The following is a 14,593-nucleotide window of genomic DNA, read 5'->3' on the forward strand; positions in this document are numbered from 1 at the left end:
ATGAGTGACCATAAATCCACCTTGAACTTACCTCAAACTGACTTTCCAATGCGAGGTAACTTAGCCCAGCGTGAGCCTAAAATACTCAAAAAGTGGCAGCAAATGGATCTTTATAATAAGTTGCGCACCGTTGGCAAAGGCCGTGAACAATTTATTCTGCATGATGGCCCTCCCTATGCCAATGGTGACATTCATATTGGTCATGCAGTCAATAAAATATTAAAAGATATCATTGTAAAGTCGAAGACCCTCTGTGGGTTTGATGCTCCGTACGTGCCCGGTTGGGATTGCCATGGACTGCCTATTGAACATAAGGTAGAGCAAAAAATTGGTAAAGCGGGTAACAAGGTCACCCACTCTGTATTCCGTGAAAAGTGCCGCATCTATGCAGAAAAACAAGTGGCCGGTCAAATGGCTGACTTTGTGCGTCTCGGCATTATTGGTGACTGGGAAAATCCCTATAAGACCATGCGCTTTGAGACTGAAGCCAATATTATTCGTTCTTTAGGTAAGATCGTCGCCAATGGTCATTTGGTTAAAGGCTATAAACCCGTTTACTGGAGTGTGGTTGGTGCTTCTGCCTTGGCAGAGGCCGAAGTGGAATATCAGGACAAGGTATCCCTATCCGTTGATGTGAGATATAAGGTGTTAGACCCCCATGCGTGGCATAAAGCCTTTGGAGTAGTGACTGATTTGCCAACCTCGGTAGTCATTTGGACCACGACCCCTTGGACCTTGCCCTCGAGCCAAGCAGTGAGTATGCATGCTGAATTTGCTTATGTTCTAGTGCAAGTGAATGGCGAATGCCAAGTGTTTGCTAAAGACCTTGTTGCCAGCGCTATGGAGCGTTATGGCGTTAATGATTTCAAAATATTGGGTGAAGCTAAGGGCCAAGTGTTAGAAAATTTAGCGTTACAGCATCCATTTTATGATGCCCGCCAAGTGCCTTTAATTCTAGGCGATCATGTGACTACAGAAGCGGGTACTGGCAGTGTGCATACCTCTCCAGATCATGGTGTGGATGATTTTAATGTTGGTCGTACTTATGGCATTGGCACCCTCAATCTAGTCGATGACAATGGTGTATTTGTTGATGCAGCGGGCGAGTTCTCGGGCGCCCATGTCTATAAGGTGGATGATCAGGTCGTTGCAGCACTAGAAGCCCATGGCACCTTGGTACACCAAGCTAAAATTACCCATAGCTATGCTCACTGCTGGCGCACCAAGACACCCCTTATTTATCGTGCTACGCCCCAGTGGTTTATTTCCATGTCAGAAAATGGCCTGTTAGAGCAGGCTCTGGATGCAGTAAAAAACGTCGATTGGCACCCAGAATGGGGCGCAGCTCGTATTTCTGGCATGCTGTCATCAAGCCCAGATTGGTGTGTGTCTCGCCAACGAACTTGGGGTGTGCCCATTACTTTATTTGTTAATCGACACACTCAAGAACTGCACCCGCGCACGGCTGAGTTATTCGAACAAGTGGCACAAAAAGTAGCTGAACATGGCATTGATGCATGGTTTGATTTGGAGACTGCGGATCTTTTGGGTGCTGAGGCCGCAGATTATCAAAAAGTCACGGACACCATGGACGTTTGGTTTGATTCAGGTACTACCCACTTTTCTGTGTTAGAGCAACGCCCCGAACTGCGTTTCCCAGCAGATCTTTATCTTGAGGGTTCAGATCAACATCGAGGCTGGTTCCAATCGTCACTAAAAACCTCTATTGCGATGCATGGTGTAGCGCCTTATAAGGGTGTGTTGACCCATGGATTTACTGTGGATGGCCAAGGACGAAAAATGTCTAAGTCCATTGGCAACGTGATGTCACCGCAAAAAGTTTGTAATACTTTAGGGGCAGATATTATCCGTCTGTGGGTGGCCTCTTCAGACTTTAGTGCTGAAATGGCCGTGTCTGACGAAATTTTGAATCGCACAGCTGATGCATACCGTCGTATTCGCAATACTGCGCGCTTTTTATTATCAAACCTCAATGGTTTTGCACCTGCTGATAACTTAGTTGCAGTTGATGATATGCTGGCTTTAGATCAATGGGTACTGAGCCGTGCGGGGGAGCTTCAAGTAGAAATTGAGGCGGCCTATCATAGTTATAACTTCCATGCGGTGTATCAAAAAATTACTCATTTTTGTTCACAAGACTTAGGTGGTTTTTATCTAGACATTATAAAAGACCGTCAATACACCTGCGCTGCAGACAGTCTTGCTCGGCGCTCGGCGCAGACAGCTATGTTTCATCTCATCGAAACTATGACCCGCTGGATTGCACCCATCTTAAGCTTCACTGCTGATGAGTTGTGGGATCATATCCCAGGAGCACGTGCTGACTCTGTTCAGTTAGACACTTGGTACGCTATCCCTCAGGCCAAGGTAACCAATATGACGGCCGACTACTGGGCTCAAATCATGAGTGTTAAGCAGGCGGTCAATAAGTGTTTAGAAACGCATCGTAATCAAGGTGTGATTGGTGGCTCTTTGAGTGCTGAAATCACTTTATACGCAGCGCCAGAGTTACATGCTCAGCTTGAGCAATTGGGGGATGAGTTGCGCTTTGTATTGCTCACTTCAAAAGCTTCTCTTGCGACTGATCAAAGTGGTGGGGAAGAGACAGAGTGTGCAGGCTTGCGGGTTGATATACTCGCCTCGAAGCACATTAAGTGTGAGCGCTGTTGGCACCATCGCCCAGATGTAGGTGTGGTTGCTGAAGAGCCAGAACTTTGCAGTCGTTGTGTTGATAATGTGAGTGGTGATGGTGAGGTACGTCACTTTGCCTAAGGTGCTAAAAACGTCAGCCTTGAAGCGTTTCATATGGTTAATCATGGTGCTATGGGTTTTGGATCTATACATCAAATGGCTCATCAGCCAGCATTTTAACTATGCAGAAAGGCTCAATATGCTGCCTTTTTTTGACCTTATTTTAGTGCACAATAAGGGAGCTGCCTTTAGTTTTTTAGCCTCGCAGCCAGGCTGGCAAAGGTGGTTTTTTTCCATTATCGCCTTGGGCATTAGTATATGGCTCATCATGTGGTTAAGACGTACGCCTAAACATCAAACTTTATTGGGGCTGAGCTTAAGCTTGGTATTGGCGGGTGCTCTTGGCAATTTGGTTGACCGTTTAGTTAACGGTTATGTAGTCGATTACCTTTTGGTTTATTACCCACCTTATTACTTCCCAGCATTTAATTTGGCAGATAGTGTCATTTTTATAGGAGTGGTGGGTTTATTTATAGATTTTTGGCAAACAGAAAAGGCAGCAAAGCGTGACTCAGAGCATTAACGCGTCATCCCATTTGAAATTAAATTTCGCCTTACATCATGCTAATGGTGCCACCATAGACAGTACCTTTGATAAAGCTCCTGTGGAACTTACTATTGGTGATGGTAATTTACTGGCTGGTTTTGAGGCCTGTTTGATCGGGCTGATGGTAGGTGATCACAAAACCTTTACTGTGGCTCCAGAAAATGGCTTTGGCCAACACAATCCTGCTAACTTACAAACCCTTAAGCGGCACCAATTTGGCCCTGACATGGTGCTAGAGCAGGGACTTGTTGTGAGTTTCTCTGATGCTGCTAACACGGAGTTACCAGGGGTCGTAAAAACCATCGATGGCGATGAAGTAGTAATGGATTTCAATCACCCATTAGCAGGTGTGGAACTCAAATTCGAAGTGCAAATTATCACTGTCCAGTGACATTGGCCCCTAAAAACATAAGGTGCTCCTATTTGCAAAGCATGACCATACGAGATAATTTAGCAAACTGAGCTACACTTAGACAGCAGCCAATAAGGATGTTGTCATGCGCTTACTCCAATTTCAGTTAAAATATTCCTGTGTTTGTTCCGCTTGGAGCTTACTTGAACTGCTGATTGTTTTGGCTCTCATGGCTATTTTGGTCTCCCTAGGCCTCCCTCAAATTTACTCTGCCTGGCATCTGCAATCTTTGCATGATGAACGTCAAAAGTTAGCCCACCAAATTCGTTTTGCCCGCTTAACGAGTTTACAAAAAAGCGCCAAGGTGAGCTTATGCTGGTCTCAGGTGTGTGGTTCGCCAGCAGGTTTTTTGGTCTACCTAGATGCGAATAAAGATGGCCTCTGGCAAGCCTCAGAAACCCCTTTATCACAATGGCAAATAAACAAGCGTCTATCTTTTCGGTTTAACCGTGGCCACCAAGTTAGTTTTAATCACGCAGGTAATACGGCCCAATCTGGCACCATGGTTCTGTGCCTTGCTAAGGTTAATTACGCCGCTGATCATCAACAAACTTTGGGTTACGCATTAGTTATATCATCAAGTGGGCGAGTGCGAAAAACGACAGCGCCATGCATTTAGGTCAACTGCCAATCAATCAAAAAAACCACCACAATGGTCGTCAATATGGCTTGGCACTGATCGAAGTACTGTTAAGCCTAAGTTTGTCTAGCGTGATGTTTTTATTACTTTTTATAGCTCAAAGTCATAGTCAAAAAGTGCTCATTTACAGTCAGCAACTGCATTATGCTAATCGCCTATTAGATCAAGTAGTCAAGCAGGTATGGGCCTATCCCAACCACTATCAATGGCTAGACGGTAAATCAATGGCAACGCTCACAGGCTGCTTAAATGGCAGCTACTGTAGTCCAATAGCAATGGCTCAAGCGTGGGCGAGCCATTGGCAATCGAAATTGCAGCTACTACCTAATGCTGAACTTCACATAAAATGCGCTCACAGATGCAGCAGTGGTGGGGTGTTGGTTGTCCAATTAAGGTGGTCTCAAGCACTTGCGGGAGTGGTGGGTCAATGCCCGACGGAGGTCGTGTGTGTGTCCATAAAAATGGCCCTCTAACGGCATCTGACAGTTTATACGGCTTTACCCTTTTAGAAATGGTGCTCAGCCTGGCCTTTGCAGGGCTAATTATGGTGGCCATTATGGCCAGTTTAGTGCAGTTTAATGAACATAAATTATTGGCCCAGGTAGTCGTCAAAGCGCAATCCCAAAGTCAGTTGGCGGTAGCTCAACTACTCACTGACTGGCGTAATTTATGTGGTGCTGGGGTGACCCATGGTAATGGTCAAAAAATCACCCTAATGCGTTCCTATCAAGGCCGCTGTGTGCCTTATGAATATGCCCATAACGCTCGTGCACACGGCCTAACACGGCGCAGACATGGTGGCCGATCGAGTGGCTTTTTAGCAAACATTGAAGCGATAGACCTGTCTTTTGGCATAGATAGTGATCAAGACTGCCAAATTGATCAGTGGCGTCCGAGTTATCAAATTAATGGGTTAGTAAAATTACATCAAGTGAGGGTCAGTTTACAGTTAAGGTTTGGAGCAAGTCGACAGTTAAGAGCGCTAGGGAACAGTCAGTGGGAATGGCATGGAGAAGATGAAGTGGTGCTGCATAGAGTGATGTTTATTTGGCGTTTAGATCATGTGTGTGCCTAACCCACCAAGCTTTGTTCCCCATTTAATGCCATGCTGTCGATATTCACAACAGGGTTGGTTGTTATTAACTGTAGTGATGGTGATATTGTTGGTTGCTGTCGGTGTGGTGATGTTAATGTCACAGGCGCATTTGAGTTTGCGTATGACAAGACAAGAGCATCAGGCAATCCAACAAACGGTCAACAAATGGCCGCCCTTGCTTCAGCATCGGGTGTATGTCGATGCGCCGTGATGAGCATGGTTTTAGTCTTATGGAGTTATTATTGGTGCTGGCGCTGGTCAGTGTCATCGTGGCTATGGCTGTGCCTGCATGGCGACATAATCAATTAGCTGCAGGCCGTCAACAAGCATGGCTGCAGTTACATCGTATTGGCTTACAGCAGGAAATGTGGCATCTACAGTATGGACACTATTTTACAGATATCGCATCAGTGACCCCAGCTTTAGATACACTGCGTTATAGCTACCAAATACATCTCACAAAAAGGGGTTTTACTCTGTTAGCAACGATTAACGTTGATGGACCACAAAGTCATGACACGCGATGCTCGCAGCTCAGTCTATCCGACACAGGTGAAGTGAAAAGTCTTGGTAAAGGGGGTGAAATCCAAGCCTGCAGGTAATCACTTTCATGGTGATATGGGGTAGAATTCAATTTAACCTAGCACTTTGGAGTAAAAACATGAGCGCTTCTCAACAGCACAAAATTATTTCAGCCTTGCACACGCTATCTTCGATCGATATCAACTTTGAAGTGGCCAGGCGAGTTGAGTTCCTTCAGCACAGCATGGTGTCAGCGGGAGTTAAAAAGCTAGTGCTGGGCTTATCAGGGGGTGTGGACTCGACCACAGCAGGTAAGTTAGCGCAAATGGCGTGTGATGAATTAAATCAGCAGCATGGCACCAGTGAGTATCAATTCATCGCTGTGCGTTTGCCCTATGGCGTGCAAGCTGACGAAAGTGATGCTCAGTTAGCTTTGGACTTTATTCAACCCAGCCAAAGACTGGAAATTAATATAGAGGCCATGGTTAAGGGCTTAGATATAGGAGCTGAATCGTTCATCAACCTAGCTAAACCAAGTGCCCACAAATTGGACTTCTCAAGGGGCAACAATAAGGCTCGGGCAAGAATGAGTGCTCAATATTATGTCGCAAGTTTGCTCAATGGATTAGTGATTGGTACAGATCATGGTGCGGAAGCGATTACTGGCTTTTTTACCAAACATGGCGATGGGGCTTGTGACATTGCGCCCTTATTTGGGCTAAACAAGCGCCAAGTGCGCAGCCTAGCAGGGCACTTAGGTGCACCAGACGTGTTAGTGACTAAAACACCCACGGCAGATCTAGAGGAAAATAATCCACAGCAAGCGGATGAAGACTCATTAGGCATTACCTACGACCAAATAGATGACTATCTAGAAGGTAAGGCAATTGGCATCGAGGCTCAGGAAAAGTTAGAGCAACGTTATGGTCAAACAGAGCACAAGCGCCAAACTCCAGTTACACTTTACTGCAACTGGGATACCTAGCTGCTCGTTAGTCGAATAGGTTAAAGGTTAAGCGGCTAAGCCAAGATCGGGGTTCGGGCGCTTGCTGTTCCTCAGCCTCACTGGGGTCAATGGTGGCCTCTGAAACGTCGCGGGTGCCGAAATTAGCGTCTAAAACTTGCTGGGCATTGCTGGCATTGTCTAATAAACCTAGTTCAGTATAAGCTTGCACCATAATCTGCAAAGCGATTTCTACGGCCGGCGTAAGTTGGTAATTCTCGACCACATACTTGGCACGGTTTGCTGCAGCTAGCCACGCCTTAATCGATATGTAATAGGTTGCCACATGAATCTCATGTGCCGCCAATAAGTTGCGTAAATACACCATGCGGACCCGAGAATCAGCCGCGTACTCGCTGCTTGGAAACCGTTTAATTAGTGTTGAAAAGTCAGTAAAGGAATCTCGGGCTGCACCTGGGTCCTTTTTTGCCTTGTCTGTACCAATGTATTGGTCTAAGGCACCTTTGTTCTCTTCAAAAGCGGTTAGACCCTTTAAGTAGTAGGCATAATCAACATGCTCATGGTCTGGGTGTAAGCGGATAAAACGCGCAGCAGCGGTTTTGGCTTCAGCGGGTTGGAAGCTTCGGTAATAAGCATAAATGAGTTCAAGTTGTGCCTGTTCAGAATAGCGACCGTATGGATAGCGGGCTTCCATTGCGACTAAATCTTCTATGGCTGGGCGGTAATTGCCGCCTTCTAGCTTGGCCATGGCGCTAGCATAGAGTTCAGCTTCCGGCTTAGCGTCTTCTACGACAGGCTCCTTATTGGTGGTGCTAGAGCATGCACTCAGCACGATGCTGGTGAGCAAAATTGCGAAAACGTGAAGCAAGGGATTTGCAGTCTTGTGTTGCATAGTGTTTAACTTACCTATTACAGAGAGCGTTGAGTATATCATTGTCTTTAGAGCAGCGTAATTGTCCGCAAATACTGTACAATAGAGCCTAGTTTAATATGCTAGCTTAACTAGCGCCAACGAAAGTCTTAACATGCACGAAACTATTTCCCTCCAAGCGCAAGTCGATCCAGAATGGGCCGGCATGCGTGTAGACCAAATTGCCGCTGTGGCATTTCCAGATTACTCCCGCTCACGCTTGAAAAAGTGGATTGAAGAAGGCGATATTCTCGTTAATGGTGAGCAGTTGCGGCCCAGAGAAAAGCTTTATGGTGGTGAAAAAATAACCTTAGAATGTAAAATAGAAATTCAAGAACGGTGGCAGCCAGAACCCATTGATATCGATATTGTTTATGAAGATGAGCATATTTTGATTATTAATAAAGCTGCAGGCTTAGTGGTGCACCCAGCTGCAGGTCATCATGGTGGTACTTTATTGAACGCACTATTGCATCATTGTCCCCAACTCAATGGTGTGCCCCGAGCGGGTATTGTGCATCGCTTGGACAAAGACACCACCGGATTAATGGTCGTGGCCAAAACTATTCCTGCGCAAACGGCGTTAGTGGCTCAGTTGCAAGATCGCAGTATGGGGCGCGAGTACGAAGCAGTTGTGCAAGGCGTTCTTACTGGTGGTGGAACTGTCGATGAGCCTATGGGGCGTCATAGCCGGAACCGGTTAAAAATGGCAGTGTCTGCCATTGGCAAAGAAGCCATCACACACTTTCGGGTTCTGCGCCGGTTTCGAGCTCATACCCACATCCGCTTGAAGTTAGAAACAGGACGTACTCACCAAATTCGTGTGCATATGACCCACATTAACTACCCCTTGCAGGGTGATCCCTTGTACGGTGGCCGCCATCGCCTCCCGAAAGGCTGTGACGAAGACTTCTTGGATAGTTTGCGCGGGTTTAAGCGCCAAGCACTGCACGCCAAGCGCTTGGAACTAATGCACCCCATTACCCATGAAGATATGGAGTGGGAGGTAGATTTGCCTGCAGATTTAGCCGACTTGCTCAAACATCTTAGTATTGATACTAAGCTTAACCCCCACTCGCGGCTCTAATAAAGCCTATGGGTCAGTCATCGTGTTACTTCACACCCAATTGGCCCGCTCCTGCAAATGTGTGCGCAATGTCGACATATCGGGGGTTAAAAGTTGACGAAACAAGAACGGGTTTAGCTGGATTCAATCTGGCTCGACACGTGCATGATTTGCCAGAGCGTGTTGAGCAACATCGCCTCCAATTACAGCATGACCTTAAACTCGAGCGCCAACCTTTTTGGCTGAATCAAACGCACTCTACAACATTATTGAATTTGCCTGAAGAAGCTAATTTGAGAAGTGCTGACGGCAGCTATACGCGAGCCCTTAATTGGCCCTGTGTGGTAATGACTGCCGATTGCTTGCCCATACTTTTTTGCAATACGTCTGGTACTCAGGTGGCCGCTGTGCATGCCGGTTGGCAAGGACTATCCAATGGCATCGTGAGTAAGGCAGTTGCAAAATTTGCTGATCCTGCAAGTATTTTGGTGTGGATGGGTCCGGCCATTGGACCTGGTGCTTTTGAGGTAGGACCTGACGTCCTAGCGGCCTTTGATATTGATCCATCGCATGTCCCTCAAGAATTTACCCCTGTCAACACAAAACCCAATAAGTGGATGGGTAACCTGTATGCTTTGGCTCGTAAAGAATTGGCTGAACTGGGGGTAACTCAGGTATTTGGCGGCGAGCACTGTACCTTATCAGACTCCGATCATTTTTATTCCCATCGGCGAGATCCCCAAAGCGGGCGCATGGCCAGTTTAATTTGGATAATTTAGATTATTCTAATATTAATACTACGGTCACTTGAATTAACTCACCTAAGACCCCATAACTAACCCTGATATTAATGACCATGCCCTCTTATTCAGACCCTTCTGAAAAGCCCTGGCAGGTATTATTGGGGTTGTATTATGCGTTTTGAAAAACTCACTAACCGTTTACAGGCTGCTATGGATGAAGCCCAATCTTTGGCCTTGACCTTAGATCACCAGTTTATCGAACCTGAGCACATGCTCAGTGCTTTACTGCAGCAACAAGGCGGATCTGCACAGTCTTTGTTGGTTCAGGCTGGAGCAGACATGCCTATGTTACAAACCCAGTTAAGTAAACGTTTGAATAATATGGCAAAAGTCGCTAACGACAGTGGTGATGTTCACTTTGGTAGTGGCTTATCGCGTTTGTTTAACCAAGCTGAAAAAACTGCAGGGAAATTAGGCGATCAATTTGTCTCCAGTGAACAACTCATTTTAGCTTTAGTGCAAGATAAAAATAGTGTTGGTGGCTTATTAGCAAAAGCGGGCGTAAAGACGGCCAAATTAACCCAAGCCATTGACAAACTGCGCGGTGGAGATCAAGTCAATAGTCAAGGTGCAGAAGAAGAGCGCCAGGCATTAGATAAATTCACTATTAACCTGACTGAGTTAGCAGCAGCTGGCAAGTTAGATCCTGTGATTGGTCGCGATGATGAAATTCGTCGTGCGATACAAGTGTTGCAGCGCCGCACTAAAAATAACCCAGTAATGATTGGTGAGCCGGGTGTTGGTAAAACAGCGATCGTAGAGGGCCTTGCGCAGCGCATTATTAATGGAGAAGTGCCTGAGGGTTTGCTAGGCAAGCAAGTGCTTTCTCTAGACATGGGCAGCCTTATCGCAGGAGCAAAATACCGTGGTGAATTTGAAGAGCGTCTCAAGAGTGTGCTGCGAGAGTTAAGTAAGCAAGAAGGCAATGTCATTCTTTTTATCGATGAAATTCATACCATGGTGGGCGCTGGTAAAGGCGAAGGTGCCATGGATGCTGGCAATATGTTAAAGCCAGCCCTAGCTCGGGGAGAGTTGCATTGTTTGGGGGCCACCACCCTTGATGAATATCGCAAGTACATTGAGAAAGATGCGGCTTTAGAACGTCGGTTCCAAAAAGTCTTTGTGGGTGAGCCGACAGAGCAGGCTACTATTGCTATTTTACGTGGTTTAAAAGAACGTTATGAATTGCATCATGGTGTGGATATTACTGATTCGGCCATTATTGCGGCTGCGCGATTATCTCAGCGTTATATTACCGATCGCCAGTTACCCGATAAGGCGATCGATTTAATTGATGAGGCAGGTAGTCGTATTCGTATGGAAATGGATTCCAAGCCTGAGGTTATGGATAAGTTAGAGCGGCACATGATCCAATTGAAGATTGAGCGTGAAGCGCTCCGTAAAGAAAAAGATAAGGCAGCGGCAGCGCGTTTAAAAAGCTTAGATGATGAACTGGCCCAGCAGGAAAAAGAATTTGCTGATTTATTAGAAATTTGGAATGCAGAAAAGGCCTCTGTGTATGGTGTGCAACAATTTAAAGAAGATCTAGAAGTGGCCAGGCAAGAACTAGAAGTGGCACGTCGTAATAGCGATCTGGGGCGCATGTCTGAATTACAATATGGTGCAATTCCAGATTTAGAAAAGCGCTTGCAAGCAGCCCATGAAAGTGAAGATGTAGAAACAACTTTGCTACGCAGTAAGGTGGGCGAAGAAGAGATAGCTGAAGTTGTGAGTATGTGGACGGGCATTCCTGTCAGCCGAATGTTGGCGGGCGAGCGAGAAAAGCTGCTGAATATGGAACAGGTCTTGCACCAGCAAGTGATTGGTCAAGCTGAAGCTTTATCCAGTGTGGCTAATGCTGTGCGCCGATCACGCTCTGGTTTGGCAGATCCAAATCGTCCCAATGGATCTTTTCTATTTCTTGGTCCAACAGGGGTGGGTAAAACTGAGTTATGCAAATCGTTGGCAACCTTCTTGTTTGATACAGAAGAGGCCATGGTGCGCATAGATATGTCTGAATTTATGGAAAAGCACTCAGTGTCTCGTCTTATTGGAGCACCTCCAGGCTATGTGGGCTATGAAGAAGGTGGTTACTTAACAGAGGCTGTGCGCCGCCGACCTTATTCTGTGCTGCTGTTAGATGAAGTTGAAAAGGCGCACTCTGATGTCTTCAATATCTTATTACAAGTTTTAGAAGATGGCAGACTCACTGATGGTCAGGGTCGTACCGTAGATTTTCGTAATACAGTAATCGTGATGACGTCAAATATGGGTTCTGATGTCATCCAATCAATGACCGATGAAAGTCAGTACGAAGAAATGCGCAGCGCAGTTCTAGTCGAAGTGGGTAACCACTTTAGGCCAGAACTACTTAATCGTATTGATGAATTGGTAGTGTTCCACCCCCTTGGCAAGGAACACGTCCGAGAGATTGCCGACATACAATTGATGCGCTTGCATAAGCGTTTGCAAGAGCATGAACTGAGTTTACAGTTAACTGATGCTGCAAAAGACTTGTTGGTCGAAGAAGGTTTTGACCCTGTTTATGGAGCACGACCTTTAAAGCGAGCCATTCAACGTCATTTGGAAAATCCACTAGCGCAAAAGTTGTTGGCTGGTGATTATCTTCCTGGGCAGGTTATCTTGACTGACGCAAAAGATGCAAAGCTAACTTTTGGACTGGCTACGAAGCATTAATCAGCTGGCTTTATGAGCCATTAAAATGCAGTCAGGTTGCAGTTGAGGCAATAAAAAAGCCGTGTTAATACATGGCATTTTCGTCTCTAACGACTTCTCTTAAAACCTGCAAAAACAGTTTGTCTGCGTCGCTGTGCTCTGTCGGTATTTTAACGTTGGTAGTATCGGATATTTTTTGAGCAATAATGGCGTCAGCATTTTCTTCGTCTATCAAGTCTCGAGTAATGGCTAGCGAGTGGGAAATAATCTCTGGTTCAACAAAGATTTTTTTTAGGAAAAGACGCAATTCTTCAATTGCCCGATCACGATTGCGCAACTCTAAACTAGACATAAGATCACCTCAAACTAAAACGTTCCACTATTTAATAATTACTATAACACCAAATGTTTGCTGCAGGTTTAGAAAAGTCCACTAGTTATTTCTAAAATTATCATATATTCGCCCTTGTTTTACCCTTAGGCTATTGAATTACAGGCCTTAGCGTGTGAGAATTCGTGCTTTAGGTTGATGCACATGTCGCGCAGGTAATCCCTCGCGTTTGTGATACGGTAAGCAGTACCCTTTCGCTTGTCTGCCCTGAGTTCTATGCACGTTGCAACCCGACAATGCTTGATCTCCGAGCGTCACCACTTTAGGCACATTTGTGCCTGCACGATATTTCGGTCTGGCTACAAGCGCTGCCCGCAAGTCATCGATGGTTTCTTGAGATAAATCTCAGACAAATAACATTTGCATTGGTTTAGAATGTGATGAGAGGATAATACAGTGGAAATGCTTTCCGGCGCAGAAATGGTCATCCGTAGTTTACAGGATCAAAAGATTGAGTATATATATGGCTACCCTGGTGGCTCTGTATTGCACATCTACGATGCCTTAGCCCAACAAGATCAAATTAAACATATTTTAGTCAGGCATGAGCAGGCAGCAACTCATATGGCCGATGCCTATGCGCGTGCTTCTGGTAAGCCAGGGGTCGTGCTCGTTACATCTGGCCCTGGAGCCACCAATGCGATTACTGGCATTGCCACTGCTTTCATGGACTCTATTCCCATGGTGGTGTTGTGTGGGCAAGTCCCCAGCACCCTTATTGGTGAGGACGCTTTTCAAGAAACCGACATGATGGGTGTGTCTCGACCCGTAGTGAAGCATAACTTTGCGGTTAAGCACCCTTCAGAAATTCCTAGTATTATTAAGAAAGCTTTTTACATTGCTTCCAGCGGTCGCCCAGGTCCTGTGGTCATCGATATTCCTAAGGATATGACGACGCCAACGGATAAGTTCGAATACCTCTACCCTGAATCAGTTTCAATGCGCTCATACAGTCCCGCGACTCGGGGCCATAGTGGGCAAATAAAGAAAGCGGTTGATCTCTTGTTGGCTGCGCGTCGTCCCGTCATTTTGGTTGGTGGCGGCACTATTGGTGGGCGAGCGTCTAGTGAAGCCACAGCATTGGCACGAACGTTAAATTTTCCAGTCACTACCACCCTGATGGGGTTAGGTGGATACCCAGCAACGGATCCACAGTGGTTGGGATGGCCAGGCATGCATGGAACCTATGAGGCTAATACAGCCTTGCATAACTCAGATTTAATCTTGAGTATTGGTGCACGCTTTGATGACCGGGTGACCAATGCAACGGAGAAGTTTTGTCCAACGGCTAAGATTATTCATATTGATATTGATCCTTCATCAATTTCTAAAACCATTGCTGTTGACGTCCCAATTGTGGGCCCAGCAAAGAGTGTTTTACAAGAAATGCTGGGCCTATTGGCCAAGAGCGAGCGGCAGCCGGATGCAGAAGCAATAACGGAGTGGTGGGGTCAAATTAACCATTGGCGTCTGCGCCATGGTGGACGCTATGAAATTAATGAAAATGGCATGCTCAAGCCGCAGCAAGTCATTGAAGCATTATACGAAGTGACTAAGGGCGATGCCTATATCTGTTCTGATGTGGGTCAGCACCAAATGTTTGCTGCTCAATACTACAAATTTGACAAGCCCAATCGCTGGATTAATTCGGGTGGTCTAGGCACCATGGGATTTGGTTTTCCAGCAGCCATGGGCGTTAAGCTTCATTACCCAGATGCTGAAGTTGTTTGTGTGACAGGTGAAGGTAGCTTCCAAATGAACCTGCAAGAATTCTCTACCTGTAGTCAGTACGAT

General features: G+C 46.0%; 15 protein-coding genes (1 of these 15 running past the window's edge). 13 read left to right on the forward strand and 2 right to left on the reverse strand.

The annotated features are described in order from the left end of the window. The 9 genes from ileS (at position 1) to nadE (ending at position 6,974) form a co-directional block, all read left to right on the forward strand. Complete coding sequence (gene ileS, locus ABXT59_RS02070) at positions 1 to 2,793, forward strand: isoleucine--tRNA ligase (RefSeq protein ID WP_443637376.1); 2,793 nt, start codon at positions 1 to 3, stop codon at positions 2,791 to 2,793. Beyond that, complete coding sequence (lspA, locus tag ABXT59_RS02075; RefSeq protein ID WP_443637378.1) at positions 2,768 to 3,295, forward strand: signal peptidase II; 528 nt, start codon at positions 2,768 to 2,770, stop codon at positions 3,293 to 3,295. The genes ileS and lspA overlap by 26 nt, the downstream gene beginning before the upstream one ends. Then, positions 3,279 to 3,710 carry an FKBP-type peptidyl-prolyl cis-trans isomerase gene (locus tag ABXT59_RS02080; protein ID WP_443637379.1) on the forward strand — a complete coding sequence of 144 codons (432 nt, stop codon included), beginning with the start codon at positions 3,279 to 3,281 and terminating at the stop codon, positions 3,708 to 3,710. The genes lspA and ABXT59_RS02080 overlap by 17 nt, the downstream gene beginning before the upstream one ends. Before the next feature lie 106 nt (positions 3,711 to 3,816). Beyond that, a complete protein-coding gene (locus tag ABXT59_RS02085) occupies positions 3,817 to 4,350 on the forward strand; it encodes a GspH/FimT family protein (RefSeq protein ID WP_443637380.1) in 534 nt (177 codons plus the stop codon). Next, positions 4,341 to 4,844, forward strand: coding sequence for a hypothetical protein (locus ABXT59_RS02090; RefSeq protein ID WP_443637381.1), 504 nt, complete (start codon positions 4,341 to 4,343; stop codon positions 4,842 to 4,844). The genes ABXT59_RS02085 and ABXT59_RS02090 overlap by 10 nt, the downstream gene beginning before the upstream one ends. Then, on the forward strand, positions 4,799 to 5,446 hold the full coding sequence (locus ABXT59_RS02095; RefSeq protein ID WP_443637382.1) for a type II secretion system protein: 648 nt from the start codon (positions 4,799 to 4,801) through the stop codon (positions 5,444 to 5,446). Before ABXT59_RS02090 ends, ABXT59_RS02095 begins: the two co-directional genes overlap by 46 nt. Beyond that, the gene (locus tag ABXT59_RS02100; RefSeq protein WP_443637383.1) at positions 5,433 to 5,678 is read left to right on the forward strand and encodes a hypothetical protein; all 246 of its coding nucleotides are present in this window, start codon (positions 5,433 to 5,435) and stop codon (positions 5,676 to 5,678) included. The genes ABXT59_RS02095 and ABXT59_RS02100 overlap by 14 nt, the downstream gene beginning before the upstream one ends. Next, the gene (locus ABXT59_RS02105) at positions 5,662 to 6,069 is read left to right on the forward strand and encodes a prepilin-type N-terminal cleavage/methylation domain-containing protein (protein ID WP_443637384.1); all 408 of its coding nucleotides are present in this window, start codon (positions 5,662 to 5,664) and stop codon (positions 6,067 to 6,069) included. The genes ABXT59_RS02100 and ABXT59_RS02105 overlap by 17 nt, the downstream gene beginning before the upstream one ends. 59 nt (positions 6,070 to 6,128) lie before the next feature. After that, positions 6,129 to 6,974 carry an ammonia-dependent NAD(+) synthetase gene (gene nadE / locus ABXT59_RS02110; protein ID WP_443637386.1) on the forward strand — a complete coding sequence of 282 codons (846 nt, stop codon included), beginning with the start codon at positions 6,129 to 6,131 and terminating at the stop codon, positions 6,972 to 6,974. Between the two features lie 7 nt (positions 6,975 to 6,981). Here nadE and ABXT59_RS02115 read toward each other — a convergent pair whose 3' ends face one another. Then, a complete protein-coding gene (locus ABXT59_RS02115; RefSeq protein WP_443637387.1) occupies positions 6,982 to 7,845 on the reverse strand; it encodes an outer membrane protein assembly factor BamD in 864 nt (287 codons plus the stop codon). Between the two features lie 133 nt (positions 7,846 to 7,978). Here ABXT59_RS02115 and rluD point away from each other — a divergent pair, with 133 nt between their 5' ends. The 3 genes from rluD (at position 7,979) to clpB (ending at position 12,429) form a co-directional block, all read left to right on the forward strand. Continuing rightward, positions 7,979 to 8,950 carry a 23S rRNA pseudouridine(1911/1915/1917) synthase RluD gene (rluD, locus tag ABXT59_RS02120; RefSeq protein ID WP_443637388.1) on the forward strand — a complete coding sequence of 324 codons (972 nt, stop codon included), beginning with the start codon at positions 7,979 to 7,981 and terminating at the stop codon, positions 8,948 to 8,950. A gap of 68 nt (positions 8,951 to 9,018) precedes the next feature. Further along, a complete protein-coding gene (gene pgeF, locus ABXT59_RS02125) occupies positions 9,019 to 9,708 on the forward strand; it encodes a peptidoglycan editing factor PgeF (RefSeq protein ID WP_443637389.1) in 690 nt (229 codons plus the stop codon). Positions 9,709 to 9,843: 135 nt separating this feature from the next. Continuing rightward, positions 9,844 to 12,429 (forward strand): ATP-dependent chaperone ClpB, encoded by a 2,586-nt coding sequence (gene clpB / locus ABXT59_RS02130; protein ID WP_443637391.1) that lies wholly within the window; start codon positions 9,844 to 9,846, stop codon positions 12,427 to 12,429. 64 nt (positions 12,430 to 12,493) lie between these two features. Here the strand turns inward: clpB and ABXT59_RS02135 are convergent, their stop codons facing one another. After that, positions 12,494 to 12,760, reverse strand: coding sequence for a hypothetical protein (locus tag ABXT59_RS02135; RefSeq protein WP_443637393.1), 267 nt, complete (start codon positions 12,758 to 12,760; stop codon positions 12,494 to 12,496). Positions 12,761 to 13,195: 435 nt separating this feature from the next. Between ABXT59_RS02135 and ABXT59_RS02140 the strand changes: the two genes are divergently transcribed. Further along, on the forward strand, positions 13,196 to 14,593 hold the 5' portion of the coding sequence (locus ABXT59_RS02140) for an acetolactate synthase 3 large subunit (RefSeq protein ID WP_443637394.1). Its footprint extends 324 nt past the window's final position; the window shows 1,398 of its 1,722 coding nt (coding positions 1-1,398); its start codon is at positions 13,196 to 13,198; its stop codon lies off the right edge, out of view.

Source organism: Candidatus Njordibacter sp. Uisw_058, assembly GCF_047730065.1.
Classification (GTDB): domain Bacteria; phylum Pseudomonadota; class Gammaproteobacteria; order Pseudomonadales; family Balneatricaceae; genus Njordibacter.